The 17,272-nt window shown below is 55.7% G+C and carries 11 protein-coding genes; 7 read left to right on the top strand and 4 right to left on the bottom strand.

Features of this window, described 5'->3' with window-relative positions; translation table 11 throughout:
- Positions 1-55 precede the first annotated feature (55 nt).
- Both IPM59_07805 and IPM59_07810 read left to right on the top strand, forming a co-directional pair.
- Positions 56-1,852, top strand: a complete 1,797-nt coding sequence (locus IPM59_07805) for a VCBS repeat-containing protein (GenBank protein ID MBK9215491.1) — start codon at positions 56-58, stop codon at positions 1,850-1,852.
- 57 nt (positions 1,853-1,909) lie between these two features.
- On the top strand, positions 1,910-3,655 hold the full coding sequence (locus tag IPM59_07810; protein ID MBK9215492.1) for a VCBS repeat-containing protein: 1,746 nt from the start codon (positions 1,910-1,912) through the stop codon (positions 3,653-3,655).
- On the opposite strand, the gene IPM59_07815 is transcribed toward IPM59_07810, so the two are convergent.
- The 4 genes from IPM59_07815 to IPM59_07830 form a co-directional block, all read right to left on the bottom strand.
- Complete coding sequence (locus tag IPM59_07815; GenBank protein ID MBK9215493.1) at positions 3,652-4,083, bottom strand: hypothetical protein; 432 nt, start codon at positions 4,081-4,083, stop codon at positions 3,652-3,654. The genes IPM59_07810 and IPM59_07815 overlap by 4 nt on opposite strands.
- 203 nt (positions 4,084-4,286) lie before the next feature.
- Positions 4,287-4,850, bottom strand: coding sequence for a hypothetical protein (locus tag IPM59_07820; GenBank protein ID MBK9215494.1), 564 nt, complete (start codon positions 4,848-4,850; stop codon positions 4,287-4,289).
- Entirely contained in the window at positions 4,847-5,437 is a 591-nt protein-coding gene (locus tag IPM59_07825) for a hypothetical protein (GenBank protein ID MBK9215495.1), read from the bottom strand. Before IPM59_07825 ends, IPM59_07820 begins: the two co-directional genes overlap by 4 nt.
- Entirely contained in the window at positions 5,434-6,822 is a 1,389-nt protein-coding gene (locus tag IPM59_07830) for a tetratricopeptide repeat protein (GenBank protein ID MBK9215496.1), read from the bottom strand. The genes IPM59_07825 and IPM59_07830 overlap by 4 nt, the downstream gene beginning before the upstream one ends.
- Before the next feature lie 293 nt (positions 6,823-7,115).
- Here IPM59_07830 and IPM59_07835 point away from each other — a divergent pair, with 293 nt between their 5' ends.
- The 5 genes from IPM59_07835 to mutL all read left to right on the top strand — a co-directional run bounded on the left by IPM59_07835 (position 7,116) and on the right by mutL (position 17,168).
- The gene (locus tag IPM59_07835; GenBank protein ID MBK9215497.1) at positions 7,116-8,405 is read left to right on the top strand and encodes a Glu/Leu/Phe/Val dehydrogenase; all 1,290 of its coding nucleotides are present in this window, start codon (positions 7,116-7,118) and stop codon (positions 8,403-8,405) included.
- Between the two features lie 288 nt (positions 8,406-8,693).
- Entirely contained in the window at positions 8,694-11,105 is a 2,412-nt protein-coding gene (locus IPM59_07840) for a PKD domain-containing protein (protein ID MBK9215498.1), read from the top strand.
- A 212-nt stretch (positions 11,106-11,317) separates the two neighbouring features.
- The gene (locus IPM59_07845) at positions 11,318-13,447 is read left to right on the top strand and encodes a hypothetical protein (GenBank protein MBK9215499.1); all 2,130 of its coding nucleotides are present in this window, start codon (positions 11,318-11,320) and stop codon (positions 13,445-13,447) included.
- Between the two features lie 117 nt (positions 13,448-13,564).
- Entirely contained in the window at positions 13,565-15,247 is a 1,683-nt protein-coding gene (gene bshC, locus IPM59_07850; protein ID MBK9215500.1) for a bacillithiol biosynthesis cysteine-adding enzyme BshC, read from the top strand.
- Between the two features lies 1 nt (position 15,248).
- Positions 15,249-17,168 carry a DNA mismatch repair endonuclease MutL gene (mutL, locus tag IPM59_07855; GenBank protein MBK9215501.1) on the top strand — a complete coding sequence of 640 codons (1,920 nt, stop codon included), beginning with the start codon at positions 15,249-15,251 and terminating at the stop codon, positions 17,166-17,168.
- Positions 17,169-17,272 lie beyond the last annotated feature (104 nt).

Here is a 17,272-nt window from a genome sequence, read left to right on the forward strand (position 1 = left end):
AAAACGAGAACAGGAGTATACTGTCGGTGAGTTTTTAGAAACCGGAGCGTCACCCATGAAACTGCTCCCTCTTTTCCTGCTCGTAACTTTCCTTTCGGTTACCACTGCGCAAGGCGCAACACGAACGTGGATCGGCAATGGTGCGGACAATAGGCTGTCGACACCTGAGAACTGGATCCAGGGCATTGCGCCGATCACGGGCGACGACATCATTTTCCCGTCCTTCGCCAATCAGTATTTCTTTCTGAACGACCTCGGGAGCGTGTCATTTAACAGTGTCACCTTTTCGGGGAATAGCTATGCATGCACCGGAGGTGGTTCAAAAACCCTTGCCCTGACCGTCAACTCCGGCACTCATAATCTCGGACCGGGTTCATGGACGCTTTTCGGCCCCGCAACAGTAGCGGACGGAACTGCTTTGACGGCCACTGTGTCCGGCTTCGGTTCCGATTTTACGCTTGACGGCGGAGGCTTTGCGTTATTAAGGGTGAAGGGCGGGTTTGGTGGCCGTATGGGGAAGCGAGGCTCCGGTCAAGTCGACCTTGACCTCGGCGATTCCAACGGCGGTTTCGCCGTAACTGTCGAGTCGGGCCGTGTTCGGGTCATAGACAGTCCAAGTTTTCTGGTTAGTGGGCCGTTACTGGTGACTGGCGGCACGCTTGAGAGTTATGCCAACTATGATCTGACCTCCGCCATGATCACAGGCCCGAATGCTGAACTCACCGGTTTTAGCATCAGGGCAACGGGAAATCTCGAGATAAGCGATGGTGCCAAGTTGACGCTAAAGAGTTGCTTTTCGGGGTTTTCTGGCAACCATGTAGTACTGCGTGACGCCTACCTAAATCCGCAGTTCTCGGATTGCGGCTTCGAACTGAATCCCATAATTTTTGATAATGGGAATAGTATCTCAGGCACTTTTGTGGGTTATCCGGATGGGACAGTTTTCCCAGCGGGCGGGCGGCGTTTCAAGATCAAGTATGAATCCTTCATGGTTGTCATCCGGCCTGTGCGCGGGATTGGGTTCGATCTGGATCGCGATAGCAGGGCGGATATCTCGATCTTCAGGCCCTCGGACGGCACATGGTATTTACAACCGTCCGGCGGAAATCGCGCCACTCAATGGGGTCGCACGACTGATAAACCCGTGCCGGGTGATTACGACGGAGACGAACGGATGGACCTCGCCGTCTATAGGCCCGCTGAAGGAATATGGTACATACTGCGCTCACTTGATGGCACATCGATGACTGTCCCGTTCGGACTTGAGAATGACATTCCCATTCCGCTGGATTTTGACGGCGACGGCCGAACCGATCCCGCTGTTTATCGGCCCGCCGATGGCGTCTGGTGGATAAAACGGAGTTCATGGTCTAGCTCGATCAAAAGCGTGCAGTACGGCCTGCCGGGCGATCTTCCCGTTGCGGCCGATTACGATGGCGACGGTCGTATCGACGTCGGGATCTTTCGTCCTTCAACCGGCCTGTGGAGCCATTGCTATGCCTACAATTGCCATCCCATTTCCATTAGGAATACGCAGTGGGGGCTCGCGAGCGACAGGCCGGTGCCTGCGGATTACGACGGCGACGGCAAGGCTGATGTCGCGGTCTTTCGGCCGTCCGAAGGAAATTGGTACTTGTTCCTTAGCTCCACGCAGTCACCTAGCATCGTCAACTGGGGCATCGCCACCGATCAACCCGTGCCCGCTGACTACGACGGCGACGGCCGCGCTGACATAGGAATTTTCCGCCCCTCAGATGGCAACTGGTGGATAATGCGCTCAACCGCGGGCGTGATGGTCCAGCAATTCGGCACGAACGAAGATCGACCTATCCCGGGCGTATTTGTGCCTTGACCTGATTGACGGTGTTTCATGAAATTGAACTCTCTCTTCCTGCTTCTTTTTTTTATTGTGTCGATCACTCCTGCCGGCGCCGCGACGCGGACCTGGACAGGCGCGGGGTCGGATAACCGGTTCTCGACTGCCGCGAACTGGGCTGAGAACGCGCCGGCGGCAATTAGTGACGACCTGATATTTCCCGCGTCGTCACAGCAGTTCACGGGCTTCAACGACCTCCCGATGACCTCGATGGATTTCTTTCACAGCATGACATTTCAGGGCGGTAACTACGCGATCTCAGGTAACGGCGGCACGCTATCTATCACAGCCAATTCCGGGACCCAACAGTTCTCAAACCTCTGGCGGATATCCGGAACGATCTTTGCGGGCACTGGGTCCAGTGTGACCATAACGGTATTCAGTCCGAGCGCGAATGTGACGATCGACGGCCCGGGCTCGGTTGGACTTACGCTCAATGGCAGTTTCGGCGGTGTTATCGTGAAGAACGGCCCCGGCAACTCTAGTTTGTTCTTTGGCTCACCCGTCGCCTCTCTCACCGTAAACGGCGGCCAACTTTTGATTAGCTCACCGCTCATCAATGCCAGCGGGCCCTTCACCATAAACGGAGGGACGCTGGCAGGCTTTAACATTGCCACGTCAGCCCTAAAGGTGACAGGTGCCAACTCTGAGTTCGCTGGGTCGGTTATATTTGCCGGTGCGTTAGAGGTCAGCAAGAGCGGTCGGCTATCGGTTACTACCTGCAATCTCGCGGTGGCGGTGGTCAACCCTCCAATACTCACGCAAGCTCAATTGACGTTGAATTTCGGGGCTTGCACGTCCGACCCATTCAGCCCAATGATATCTGTCGCTGGCATAGCGCAGATCGCCGGTAGCTTTACAGATTATCCCGAGGGAACGTTTCTGATGGTCGGCGGGCGACAGTTCAGGTTCACGTATCGCGGCGGCGACGGTAATGATGTCCAGCTTGTGGCCGTGTCGCCCACTTCAGCAGACTTTGACGGCGATGGGCGTGCGGATATCTCCACATTCCGGCCGTCTGAAGGGAACTGGTACGTTCAGGGCCAGTCCGTCCGCCAGTGGGGAGTGGCGTCCGACACCCTTGTCCCTGCGGATTACGACGGCGACCGCAAGACCGATTACGCAGTCTACCGCTCATCCGACGGCCGGTGGTATATCTTCAATAGCGCAAATTCGACAATGCGTGTCAATGTGTTCGGCCTGTCCGAAGACGTTCCCACCCCGCTCGATATCGACGGAGATGCCAAGGCGGATATCGCAATATTCCGCCCGTCCACTGGCGACTGGTGGTATGCCCGCTCGCGTTTCGCTGATGTTGGCCGCGTGCATTTTGGCCAGACCGACGACATGCCAGCGACAGGTGATTACGACGGCGATGGACGCTCGGACATTGCTGTCTTTCGGCCTTCAACGGGTTCGTGGTTCGTTCGCCGGACATCGACCGGTGCAGCGAGCGGTTATAAGTGGGGCGAAGCCGGTGACAAACTTGTACCCGCCGATTATGACGGCGACGGTCGCACTGACCTCGCGGTTTATCGGCCTTCACAAGGCGTTTGGTACGTCTTGACAAGCGGCACGCCCGGCTTCTACATGTTCGTCTGGGGAAGCGTCACCGACCTCCCCGTCCCGGCTGACTACGACGGCGACGGCCGCGCTGACATAGGAATTTTCCGCCCCTCAGATGGCAACTGGTGGATAATGCGCTCATCCGCGGGCGTGATGGTCCAGCAATTCGGCCTCAGCGACGATAAGCCGATCCCGGCGGCGTTCATTTACTAAGAAGTAAGAGCCGGGCCTGGGTCCGTCTCCGGTTTTCGCGGACGTTTTGGCTTCGCGGCCGAGGTGACCTTTCTGAGGTCAAGTATCAGTATCCCTTCGTCATCGATGTGAGCGTCGGTGAAGCGGACCGTTTCGCTGAGCCGAAAACCGAACTCCTGCATAAAGCTGTAGATCCGAACGACGCGGCCTCCATGGCCGCTCCTGCTGAGAAACGGATACGATCCCTTAATGCCGCGTTCTGCCGGCCGCAAGCCGATAGTGGAAGTTAGCCTGTCCCACATCACGATGACCGCGGACGGTTGGCCGAGTTGCCGAAATGTGTGGCTGGTGACAAAGATGTGTCCCTCGGTGTTCATGGTGGCATACATCGCAGCCCAACGCCCCTTAGGCTTGTCAGCGGCCGAGATCAGCCAATGTCGTTGTGTCATTTTGTCATGATATCACAGAATCTAGAACGTGTCAAGTGTGAAATATCTGACCTCTCAAAAAAGGCGTTCCACGGACGTAAAAACGGTCCGTTTTTATGCAGCGCGGGTCATGCCGTTTTTCTTTTGGTCATACGGCATGCAACACAGGGACGTGAACTATGGAGCCAACAAGAAGAAAACCCTGTCGACCAGACGGTCGCGTCTCAATTCTTACTAAGGCTGGGCAGTTTTGCCTGAGCGGCGATGATCTCGGCGCACATTTCGAGCGAGGCGAGGATCGATCCACTCTCGGCGGGTTCGGTTGCCTTGTCGAGTTCCGTCTTGAGTGCAATCTGATAGCGTCCGGCCGCCTTCGCCAGAATGCGGACCGCATTAGGAAAAACGTCGTCGAATTTCTTGGGCTTCTTGTTATCCGGATCGATGACCATCGACTTCGGCCGCTCGGCGAGATTGTCGATGTCGGCGATCGCTTTTTCGAGGATGCGGCGAATGTCCCAGAGCAGGTCGCGCCTCGAAGAGCTTGGCAGCGTACCCCATTTTTCGACCTCCTTTGGCGAGATCGGTTCGCCGCCGACGTTATTGTTCAGAGCGGTAAACCGTCGGTCGATGATCTTTGTGAGCAGCATCGTGCGATTATCGAGCTGCTGCGTATCGCGGATCATCTCGATCTCTTCCGCCGTAAAATAATCACGCTGGGCGAGTGCACCCCGTGCCGTAATACACGCGAACACGGCGGCTGAGATAATGAGTATGATCGGAGTTTTCATGGACGGTCCTGTCTCGGCTTAGGATCGTTATCCTCAATCACCGTTTCGGCAAACATCGGGTCCAGGGCACGAGCCCTCGCGTCTCTGACATAATTGAGGAGTTTTTCGATATAAGGCTCGTATCTCAACGGGACTTCGCGCCTAAGGATCTCAAGACGCGGCGTATACTTGCGAAGCCCTATCTCGAATCGCTTATAGCTGTCGAGCACGCGGCCCCGGCTTGGGTCAAGCCGGTCGAGATGTTCGATCACATGATCCATCAGAGCATGAAAGCCGCCAAGCTCGGTGTACATCCGCGCAGGATCGCCATTGTCGTTGAACCTTTCGCTGTTCGCCAGTCGTGTGTCCATCATTTCAAGGGCAAGTTTTGTCCGATCCTTGAGGTCGAGCTCGGCACGAAGCCGATCACGTTCTTTTTTCGAAAACACCTTGAGCGGCGGCGGGGCCACATCGTCCGGCCCGTCCTGGGCCGATGCGGGAATGAACATTAAGAAAAGGACAGCGAATAACACGAAAGCCATGGCCGAGAAACCGAGCGGCCATCGCCTTCGAATATCTATCGCCGTTGCCCCGACTCCGTGGTTCATTTCTTTCTTGCCAGTTTTTCGAGTTGCGGAAGCCGCAAGTTTACTTTTTCGATGTCCAGCTTATCGCGTTCCGGTTCAGCGAAACGCAAGAAACGCTGGTAGTTTGCCAGTGCGTCGATATATTCGCCAAGTTGATCGTGCGAAATAGCCAGGAAGAAATACGCCATGGGCTCAGTTGGCCTGGTCCGCGTCAGCCAGTCGAATTCTGCCTTTGCCTCAGCGTAACGCTTTAGCTGGAACAGTGCCGCCGCGAGGTTTGCATGCAGCGTCGCGTGCTCAGGTGCTATCTTTAGGATGCGTCTGAGCAGATTCACCGCCGTGTCATATTGCTTTGCCTGAACGAGCGCCGCAGCGTAGCCGATTGCGTGATCGATATTCTCTGGCTCGGCCGCGTTCGCCCTGCGGCAGTATTCTAGGGCCTTTGCCGGTTCATTGCGGCGATAGGCCCAACACAGGCGCCCTGCGATGTCGGCATTGCCTGGATCGGCATCGAGGAGTTTCTCCAGTTCTGTCGGTGATGCCGTCTTTGCTCGCAGCCGTTCGCGAAGCTCTTTGGCCGCGGGTGTCGGTTCCGCGATTACCGACAGGGCGGCAAGAGCATCTTCGACCTTGCCCTCATAGGCGAGAATGGCCGCCTCGAGATACTTGACCTGGTCCGCCGTTCCGGCTAGTGGCCTTAGTCGATCGACAAGGGCCTTTGCCCTGACGGGATCACCGTCCGCCAGCGCCACCTCGGCCGCCTGCAGCAATACGGTCCGGTTGCCTGTGTCTATTACCAGAGCGTTTGCGAGACTCGCACGGGCGTCCTTCATCAGGCCGAGGGCCGATTCGAGTGCAGCCCGGGCCGTCCAGAGGGCCGCAGTCGGGTTGGCCTTACCGGTCGTTAGAGCCGTGACCTTTGCGAGCAGGTCGTAAAGGACAGTTTTCGGGGCTTTTGCGTATAGGCGAAGCTCTATCAATGCAGCCATGGCGAGCGAGTTCTGAGGCTCGGCCTTGACGACCTTTTCGAGCAACGGCTCGGCCTCGGTTGGTGTCTTTTGTACGAGCAGTGAGCCGAGGCTGGTCATCGCCAGCGTCCACTCGGGCCTGAGATCGAGCGCACGGCGGAACGCTCGTTCAGCCTCGTCCGTCCTGCCTAGGCTGAGAAACGCCGCTCCCCGTTGATACTCGGCCTCGGGGAAATCGGTAACTATCGAGATCGCCTTTTCGTATAGCTTTATCGCCTCGACAAGGTTGCCTTTCTCGTGCTGTTCTTGGCCCGCATTGAAGACCGCTACGGGGTCGTCATTGTCTCCCGGCTCGCTTTGCGCCCGAATTGTAGCCGTACTTGCCGCAAGCGCTATCACAACCGGCATGAACGCAATCAAACTACGACTCCAACTCATTAATTCTTACCGTAGATTCTCATCGTATCATTCGCAATTCCACATGCGAAGCCTTTCAGCACTGGAGGTTTGCCTTATCTCGCTCTCGTAAGTTAAGATTTTGGCATTGGAAGCGACCAATATCTCAAATTTCCATCCGGGAATGACCGCATCACTCGCACAATCAAACGAAGCTCGACCGCACGCTGAAAGAGTTCAGATGCGTGGTTGTCGCATTGTGTTGGTAGCATACGAAGCGAGACTATGATCGCATCCACGATACATTAACGAGGACTTGGAGAAACTTTACAGAGATGGCAAACCCGATGGCCGATGAAATGCGGCGATTCCGCGGCAGCGATGAGAAAAATCCGTTTGAGGCAATGAGCGAACGCTTTGATCGCGCCGCAAAATTATTGAACCTGGAAGAAGATCTATATGCCGTTATGCGCGTCCCAAGCCGGGAATTGAAGGTGTATATTCCCGTGCGAATGGACACGGGACATATCCAGGTTTTCGAGGGCTTTCGCGTTCAGCACAACTTTGCCCGCGGCCCCGCAAAGGGCGGCATTCGCTACGCTCCGGACGTGTCACTCGACGAGGTCAAGGCGCTTTCGGCTTGGATGACTTGGAAATGCGCTGTCGTCAATGTGCCCTTCGGCGGCGGCAAGGGCGGGATCATTTGCGACCCCAAACAAATGTCGATCGGCGAACTCGAGCGTCTAACACGACGCTACACCGCGGAGCTTATTGATTTTATTGGCCCGGACAAGGACGTGCCCGCCCCGGACATGAATACAAACGAGCAGACAATGGCTTGGATCATGGACACCTACTCCATGCACAGCCGTCACACCGTCAATGCGATCGTCACAGGTAAGCCAGTCGCTCTCGGCGGCAGTTTGGGTCGGCGCGAGGCCACAGGACGCGGAGTGTTGATAACCGTCAATGAGGCTATCAAGCGATTTAATCTCACACCGGAAAAGACAAGAGTAGTTGTTCAGGGCTCTGGGAATGTCGGTGGCATCGGTGCCGAATTGATGCACAATACGGGCTATAAGATCATAGCGATCGCGGACGTTCATGGCGGGATCGTCAACACGAATGGTATTGACATCCCAAGCGCCCTGCAGTATCTGCAGAGGAACAAGTCGTTCGAGGGTTATCCTGAAGCGGATATCGTAGATAATAAGGAACTGCTCGAACTCGAGTGCGATGTCCTCGCACCCTGTGCAACGGAAAATCAGATAACGTCCGAGAATGCTGGCCGGATCCGCTGTAAGATCCTTGCCGAAGGAGCTAATGGCCCGACTACACCGAGGGCCGACAAGATCCTTCACGATAACGGTGTGTTCGTAGTCCCTGATATTCTGGCGAATGCGGGCGGCGTTACGGTTTCATATTTCGAGTGGGTCCAGGATCGAATTGGCTACTTCTGGTCCGAGGCCGAGGTCAACTCGCGTTTGGAGGACAAGATGGTCGCGAGCTTTAATGAACTTGTCCATTATTCTGAGAAACATGAGGTAGACTCTCGTACGGCCGCGTATATGCTGGCTATCGATAGAGTGGCGTACGATACGCGAATGCGCGGGATCTATGCATAAAGAATCATGAGCCTAGCGACTTCTGTATCTTGCTTTTGGTCTTTGTTTGGGGTAACGTCGTTGTTGCGGGAGTATGAAAGTTTTTGTAAGGAAACATTGACTTTCGGAGAATACTCCTATATAAACTTAGCGTAAGTATCGAATTTGCCTTATTCTGGCCGTGTCGTGATTGATGGGCCGCTTGGCAGTGCTTAGGATAGTGTGCCGTCATTATACGAAAGGGATGCACGCTTTAGTTACCGGGCATTGTGTATTGAGAACAAATTTCTATTTCGGCGGAGGAATGTGATGAAACTCGCGAAAAGGGCGTATGTGATAAGCCTAATGTTGTTGGCGTTGGCACTTATTGTGCCGGCCCAGATGTCGGAAAAGGACAACCGTAATACGACCTCTACGGTCGGTACGGCCGGAGCGGTCGGCGGGCCGACCGGCCTGTTCACGGTTTATGACGGCAAAACTCTCCGGAAGGGTGAGTTCACGCTGAGCTTGGGTGTCAGCAACTATGACCGCGATCCGGGGGATGTGGATATCACATCAGTTCCGGTGAGCTTCCAGGTTGGGATAGCGGACCGCTTCGAGCTGTTTTTTGGTACGGAAGCGTATCGCGGGGTCAAGGTGAACGCACCCAGGAACCTTTCGGGATTCTACCTGCCCAATTCGACGTTGTTCATAAACGGAGCCTTCCGTAGCCCGCCGGCTATCGTGATGGGCCCGAATGGCCCTGCAGCCGGTCCATACAATGGAGCGACGATTTTCCGGCCCACCGGCATGCCGTATGCCAATTTTCCATACATTAACGCGAATGCGGGAACCTACGGCCTCCAGCACCCTTTCTATTCGGGGCCGCTGTTCGGATTTCCTGCAGGGACGAACGCATTGCTTGGAGTCGGCTCGTCTGGCGGAGCGGCGGATAATTTCTACGGTATTGGCTCTCCATTTGGTGGAATCCTTCCTGGCATCGTCTTCTCAACTACGACTTTGCTGAGTCCAACAGGAGCCCCGATGGGAGAAGGGCCGGTCGGCTTCACAGTAGCTCCAACCTATATCGCCGATGCACCATTCATCAACCGCAGATGGGGGACGTCAGCCTTTAATTCGGTTGATTTCGGGTTCAAGTGGCGTTTCAACGATCCGGATGAGGCGATTGGCTATGGCCTGGTCGGCTTCTATCGCTGGTATTGGGATAAGGCCAACGATCCAGCCGGTTTCAACATGATGCAGCGTGGTGCCGGTCCGGGAGCCAATCAGGGTGACATTGGAGCGGTGCTGTTTGCGGACGCTCGGCTGGCCTCATGGGTCAATATGTCAGCAAACGTCGGCTACACATATACGACAAAGTCCAAGGGGACCTTTGGCGGTTCTGAGTATGTAATGCTCGATCGGCCGGATGAACTGTCGGGATCGATCGGTATTGATTTTCCGGTCAATAAGCACTTCCAGCCGATCGCTGAGTTCAGAGCTATGCGATATGTTGGCGGCCGCACACCGAACGCCCTCGAGCGTCATCCGATGGACCTCCTCTTGGGCTTTAGGGCGTATCCACGTCGATGGTGGGGCTTCGGCTTCGGATATCGGTACAACTTTAACCAGCAGGACATGGCTAGCTTCGATGATACCTCGTTTGCGACATCGATCGCATTGCCGTGCTCCGGCACCCAGCCCAATTGTACACCTGTAACGATCGTCAACCGGTTCTCGGGCCCGCCGCCGGGATTCCAGACCTCGCTCGATCCTCACGGATATGTCGCGCAGTTTTGGATCGGCCGCCGCGATGACCGTAAGAGTGAAGTTCTTAACCGTGCTCCGTCGGTTGATTCGGTTGATCTTAGCGACACGGTCATAACGCTTCCGTGCCCTCCGGGACGTCGGTCGAAGTCGGGATCATGCAACGACAACCGCACCGTCAGCGTTGCTACGCGGGCAAGCGACCCTGAGAATGACGTGTTGACCTACAACTACACGGTCTCAGGCGGACGTATTGTCGGCACAGGTGCTAACGTCCAGTGGGACCTCAGCTCGGCACAGCCCGGCACATATACGATAACGACCGGCGTTGACGATGGCTGCGGAGTTTGCGGAAAGACTGATACAAAGACGATCCGCGTTGAGGAGTGTCAGGATTGCGAAGTGATCTGCTCGTGTCCGACATTGACGATCAGCGGCCCTGCATCGGTTACGAAGCCTGGCGACACGATGACCTTCACGGCATCATCGAGCGGTGATGTCACGTACAACTGGACTGTCTCGGCCGGTACGATCGAGTCTGGCCAAGGTACCTCGAGCATCACGGTCCGGACTACCGAAGCGATGGCGGGCAGCAATGTCACGGCTACGGTAGAGATCGGCGGTGTCGATCCGAATTGTAATTGTACGACCACCGCCAGTGAAACGGGGTCGGTCGATACCAAGCCGACGGCGATCCCGGTCGATGACTTTGGTAAGGCTCCTGATGATGATGTTAAGGCTCGTGTTCAGAACTTCTATGTTCAGTTGAATGCGAATCCGTCGGCCCAGGGCTACGTCATCAACTATGGAACGACGGCCCAGATCAAGAAGCGTCGCAATCAGATCATGAAGGCGATAAACTTCCTCAAGTATGATCCGAGCCGCTTTACCTTCATTGACGGCCCTGACAACGGAACGGGCGAACAGACCAAGTTCTACGTTGTTCCGGCCGGAGCTGACAGGCCGAATCCGTAATGAGCTTCGTCATCCCTTGGGATGCGAACATTAATACCGATGGCCGGGGCTGTACACAGTTCCGGCCATTTTTCTTCCATTCTTGTGCGAACTTTTGTAGTATTGGCTTGATAAGGGTGCGAACCCAGAACCACTCCTCAATCATCAAACGTGCGTCGGCGAGTTCCGTGATTCGACCGTCTTGCCTTAGTAATAAAAGGGAATCGAATTCTATGCTGTTACAGTTTCGGCTATCCAGAGTCCTAAGTCTCCTTCTACTCCTGCTACTTGCGGTTCCGGGCCATGTCGTGGGCGTGGATGTGCCGGACATCTCCGCAACGCCAGGTGGATTTGGCCAGTGGCAGGTTGTCGGCCCGAGTGGCGGCGATGTTCGGGTGGTCGCGATCGATCCCCGTAATAAGGATCGCCTCTACATCAGCACGCTGGACGGACAGATACATACATCATCTGACGGCGGCCGTTCTTGGCATCTACTTGTAAATCTGAATGAACCTGAACTCGTGCTTGATCAATTGTTCGTGGATTCAAGTGATTCGCAGAAGATATACGCCTCGGGTCACCGGCATAAGATGGCAGGCGGTTTCTTTCGCTCGACAGATGGCGGGGCAACCTGGAAGGAGTCAAAGGACCTTCAAAATGAATCCATTCATGCAATGACTCAGTCGCCGCTCGACCCTAAGGTAATTCTTGTTGGCACGATCAATGGCGTTTGGATCTCACGCGACTCAGGTGAGGACTTTGAGAAGATATCGTCAGGAACGATGCCGGTCAATATCGACTCACTCGCGATGGATCCGCGCAATACCAGCACCATGTACGCTGGCACGTGGTGGCGTGCCTACAAGACGGTCGATTCGGGTAAGAACTGGCGTCTGATCAAGAATGGGATGATCGATGATTCTGATGTTTTTGCGATCACGCTAAACTCCAGGAACCCGGAACACGTCATTGCGTCCGCGTGCAGTGGCATTTACGAGTCGATAAACGGGGGTGAAAAATGGTCCAAGATCCAGGGCATCCCCTCACAGTCGCGTCGAACGAGAGATATCGTTCAGCATCCGACCATCGCGGGCACAATATATGCAGGAACAACCGAGGGTTTCTGGATGACGACAAACGGCGGCAAGACCTGGTCGCTGACCACACAGCGCAATCTCGAGATCAACTCGATTGCCATCCACCCAGGTGAGCCAAACCGGGTCTTTATCGGCACGAATAACTACGGCGTGATGGTGTCGAACGATGGCGGCCGCAATTTCCTGCAGACGAATGACGGCTTTACGAGTCGTTTTACATACTCAGTGACGCCTGATATCGAACAGCCGAATCGGCTCTATGCCGCCACGCATAATACAGCGACAGGCGGCGGTTTCTTTTTCATTAGTCCTGATGGAGGCCGAAACTGGCAGCAGGCCCGAAATCTTGATGTGAACCGCGTACGCGCTTTTGTGCTCCGGCAGGATCCGAAGGATCCGAATCAAATGTATCTGGGTACGAATGTCGGCCTCTTTCGTTCGGCGGATCGTGGGCTTTCCTGGGTGCAGGTCGTTGCTGCACGATCGACACGAAAGACACCGGTCAGGAAGGCAACACCGAAACGTCCTGTCAAACGGACCGGCGCGGTAACAGCTAGAGTGCAGCCCTCAAGTCCATCTGCGATCGTGCCCCCGATGCTGCCTGCGATAACCGAGAAGATCAAGGTCCTTGAGATCATCCCGGGCGGCGGGCTTCTCGCGGGCACCGACAAGGGGCTTTATCGCAGCCGTGACCTCGCCAAGGGTTGGGAAAAGCTGAGTTTGGGTCTTGGCATTAATGAGAACATATTTGCCATTCATGTTTCGCCGTCGCGGCCCGCGACAATCTGGGCCGGCACGGCCACCTCCGGCGTTGTCGTTTCCCGTGACCACGGCAAGACGTGGGCGAAGACGTCAGGAGCTGTCGACAATATACCCGTTAGCTCGATAACGTCTGACCCAACCCGCCCGGACTATATTTACGTCGGGACGACGCAGACGTTTTACATAAGCCGTGATGCCGGTGCGACGTGGATGCGGCGTGGAGGAAATCTCACGCTGGGTAATTTTACGAGCATACTTATCAATCCGAATAATCCTGACGAGATCTTGCTTTCCAGCGCTCTTGACGGAGACGGTGGCGTTTATGTTTCGACCGATGCCGGTATGCGTTGGAAGCGTGTCGATTCAAAGGAGATGAAGCTGCCGAGCCGACGCGTCTGGTCGATGGCTTTCGATCCAAAAGACCCTAACCGGATCTTCGCTGGCTCCCATTCGTCAGGTGTTTATCGGATAGATCGGCTAACCACAACGGCATCGGGAAACTAGCTATTGGCATTTCTGAGCTCTGATCGCGGCCGCCATTCTAGCGGCCGTTTTCCGTTGTGATTTGGTGTAAGTTGCTACGGGCTTCTATAATTTGGTTAAACAAAGGAGCCGGACGAATTGAAGCAAGAGACCGCCCTCGCAGCAGGACAGACACAGGCCAAAATGGAGGTGGCCAGCTTGCCGTTCGCATCTGTTCCCGGACAGACGAGGCTCTTTCTCACATTCATCGAAGCGCCTGGAAAAGTCAGCGATCTCTATCCAAATCGCCAACTTGCCCTCACCGATCCGAAGGCGTATTCCAGAGAAGTACTTGAACGCTACGAGACCGATCGATCTGCGCTTGCTAACGCTCTCACGGACGTTAACACTGTCGCAGATGCAGGGCCTGCGACCCTTGCCAATATCGAGTTGCTTCGCAACGCCGACACCGTGGCCGTGGTCACCGGCCAGCAGGCTGGGCTGTTTTCGGGACCACTCTATACCATTTATAAGGCTCTCTCTGCCGTCCGCTATGCCGAGTATCTGAACGCCCAGGGGATCAAGGCGGTGCCGGTATTCTGGGTAGCCAACGAGGATCACGATTTTGACGAGGTGTCGACGGTCAATGTCATTGACACCCTTGATAAGGCCGGCACAGTTGAGTATCGGCCCGTTTCATACGTTGACGAAATGCCGGTCGGTTCTGCGGTCCTCGATAGCGGGATATCGCAAGTGATCGAAGAGATCTTCCACTTGCTGCCGCAGACAGAATTTTCGAATTCGGCGAGGGATCTGGTCGAACGGTCGTATCGTGAAGGAGCCACCTTTGGCCAGGCGTTCGCATCGCTGCTGGACCGGCTCTTTGAGCCACACGGCCTCGTCATCATCGATCCGTTGAACGACGATCTAAAACGACTGGCTGCCCCCCTATATCGTCAGGCAATTGAGCGGTCGGATGGCGTTGTCACGGCAATCCGTAAACGCACGTTGGAGATAGAATCGAGAGGGTTTCATGCACAGGTCTTGATCGAGGACGATTACGTCCCACTTTTTTGGCATGACGACGCCGGTCGTCGTAGTGCATTGAGAAAGATCGGTCCAGATCTTTTTCGCGCCAAGCTCGACGGAACGGAGTTTACCCGGGCCGACCTTGCCGCAATCGCGGATACAAGTCCGGCCAGACTCAGCCCCGGCGTGATGTTGCGCCCGGTAGTCCAGGATTATCTTCTGCCGAGCATCGGCTATTTTGGCGGTGTCGCCGAGGTTGCATATTTTGCACAGAATGGTGCGGTTTACGAAACCCTCGGACGACCGGTGACACCGATCAGGCATCGGCAGAGTTTCACTGTGGTCGAACCGAGGCATACGCGGGCATTCGATAAGCTTGAATTTAGCTTCACAGACCTTTTTGAGGGGAGACAGGTGATTTCCCTCAAGACGGCCGAACGGATCCATGGGGGCGACTCTGCTGTGACGTTCGCGGACGTCGAGGAGATCGTAAATACGCAGTTGAATCGCCTTGATCGCCTGTTGTCAGATAGCGATCCGTCCTTGGCGGCAAATCTTGCGACGCGGCGTCGGAAGATCATCTTCCACATCGGAGTGCTGAGACAAAAAGCTCTATTCTCGGCTGTTCAGCGTGATGAGACCGCGATCAGACGGATCGACAGCCTCTTCGCGAATTTACTCCCAAATGGAGCATTGCAGGAACGTAGTCTTAACGTACTCGTCTATCTAAATAAGTTCGGCCCGGGTTTCTTGGATTGGCTCTATACGGCAATCGATCTCAACGATGACGGCCACCGTATTATCAAGCTGTAGTATGAACAAGATCAGAGTGCTGCCCGACAATCTCGCGAATCAGATCGCCGCCGGCGAGGTGGTGGAGCGGCCTGCATCAGTGGTGAAGGAGCTTGTCGAGAATGCCATCGACGCCGGTTCGACACGACTCTCGATCGAGATCGAACTCGGCGGCCGACGTCTAATGCGGATCACGGACGATGGCGAGGGAATGTCGCGCGACGATGCAGTTCTTGCGTTCGAGCGGCACGCGACGTCCAAGATACGCACGCTCGACGATCTTAGCCGCATTGGCACTCTGGGTTTTCGCGGTGAGGCCTTGGCATCGATCGCCTCGGTCGCAAAGGTTGAATTGCTGACGAAGACCGCATCGGATGAGATCGCCACTCAGGTCATCGTGGAGGGCGGGCGGTTGATCGACGTTAGGGATGCCGCCCGCGACGGCGGGACGACGATCGCTGTCCGCGACCTTTTCTTCAACACGCCGGCTCGCCGTAAATTCATGCGATCCGAGGCGACGGAGAACTACCACCTCACCAACATCGTCACGCACTATGCCCTTGCGCACCCTGAGATCGCGTTCACACTGACCAATAATGGTCGCGAGGTCCTGCGGACATCGCCGGCGAAGCACCTGCGCGAACGCGCTTTCCAGGTGTTTGGCTCGGGCCTGCTCGACAGTTTGCTGCCCGTGGACGGCGGCCGCGAATATGTCGCAAAGATCACTGGCTTTATCTCGGCTCCTCGCGAGCGTCGAACGACACGCGATTCGCAATATTTCTTTGTCAACAACCGGTTTGTTCGCGATAAGACCATTGCCGGTGGTCTCGCCGAGGGCTTTCGCAGCGTCCTGCCCCACGGCGTGTATCCTGTCGCGTTTCTCTTCCTCGAAATGCCGCTGGAGGAGATCGACGTCAACGTGCACCCCGCCAAGACCGAAGTCCGCTTTCGCCGCGGCGAGGCCGTGAAGGACGTGATCGCCGAGGCCGTAAGAACTGCGCTGACACGCGAGGGAATTATCGCGGAGACGACTCCCGAGCGCTTCGTCCAGCCTGAGAAATCCGAAACCGTCGAACGGATCGAGAACATCGAGATCGTCGAGCAACCAGTCATCGCATTTTCTGTTCCGGTTGAGTGCGAGATCTCAAACCCGTCTGATGAGATGGTAGCGGTTGCAACTGCAGGCACGAGTGAGGGTGTCGCTGCCGCCGGGACGGTCGAGATGCGGTTCGATCAGCACAATCCTGCCGTCGAGGAGCTTGCTGTGCCTGGCGAGCGAATGAACGCGTCGGCGTACGCTGAACTGCCGCCGGTGGATTCGGCTGCGAGGTTTGCAAAGAGTGTCGAGGTTGGAAGCGTTTCGACGGCGAAGATACAGCCGCTTGGCCAGCTTCAGGAGAGTTTTATTGTCGCAGTCGACGACGAGGGACTGTTGCTTATTGATCAGCACGTCGCTCACGAGCGCATCCTTTTCGACAAATACCGCCTTAGTGAGACGGACCGCGAGCCGGAGTCACAGAATCTCTTACTACCCGAAACGCTCGACCTTACGCCGGCCCAGTCAGAGGCTTTTGCACTGATTGAAGACGACCTAGCGGGACTCGGATTCGGCCTAATGCGCCTCTCGGGACGGACTGTTGCGATCAAGAGTATACCGACCGACCTCCCAGCGTCCGAGGCAAGGAATCTATTCGCTGAGATCCTCGATACGATAGAGGCTGAGAAGAAAGGAGCACCCAAATCGACTTTGCGTGATGACATAGCTGCCAGCCTAGCGTGTAAGGCTGCCGTGAAGATAAACATGAAACTTACGCCCGAAAAGATGAGCTGGCTCATCGACCGATTGTTATTGAGTACGTCGCCTACGACGTGTCCGCACGGGCGGCCGGTCATCTTGCGATTGTCGATGAAGGACATAGAGCGTGGGTTTCACAGGACCTAAATGAATATTGACACCGAACGAACACCAATTGAAAAGCCGGCTAGTTTCTGGAATCGCGTTTACGTCGCCGTCGTGATCACGACCGCTGTTGTCATCGCGGGGCT

It is taken from the genome of Chloracidobacterium sp., from assembly GCA_016715795.1.
Taxonomy (GTDB): Bacteria; Acidobacteriota; Blastocatellia; order Pyrinomonadales; family Pyrinomonadaceae; genus OLB17.

Bases quoted from the DNA above. Each gene is read 5' to 3' on its own strand.
- IPM59_07805 (MBK9215491.1), top strand. From the start codon at position 56: ATGAAACTGCTCCCTCTTTTCCTGCTCGTAACTTTCCTTTCGGTTACC.
- IPM59_07815 (MBK9215493.1), bottom strand. From the start codon at position 4,083: ATGACACAACGACATTGGCTGATCTCGGCCGCTGACAAGCCTAAGGGG.
- IPM59_07820 (MBK9215494.1), bottom strand. From the start codon at position 4,850: ATGAAAACTCCGATCATACTCATTATCTCAGCCGCCGTGTTCGCGTGT.
- IPM59_07825 (MBK9215495.1), bottom strand. From the start codon at position 5,437: ATGAACCACGGAGTCGGGGCAACGGCGATAGATATTCGAAGGCGATGG.
- IPM59_07830 (MBK9215496.1), bottom strand. From the start codon at position 6,822: ATGAGTTGGAGTCGTAGTTTGATTGCGTTCATGCCGGTTGTGATAGCG.
- IPM59_07835 (MBK9215497.1), top strand. From the start codon at position 7,116: ATGGCAAACCCGATGGCCGATGAAATGCGGCGATTCCGCGGCAGCGAT.
- IPM59_07840 (MBK9215498.1), top strand. From the start codon at position 8,694: ATGAAACTCGCGAAAAGGGCGTATGTGATAAGCCTAATGTTGTTGGCG.
- IPM59_07845 (MBK9215499.1), top strand. From the start codon at position 11,318: ATGCTGTTACAGTTTCGGCTATCCAGAGTCCTAAGTCTCCTTCTACTC.
- mutL (MBK9215501.1), top strand. From the start codon at position 15,249: ATGAACAAGATCAGAGTGCTGCCCGACAATCTCGCGAATCAGATCGCC.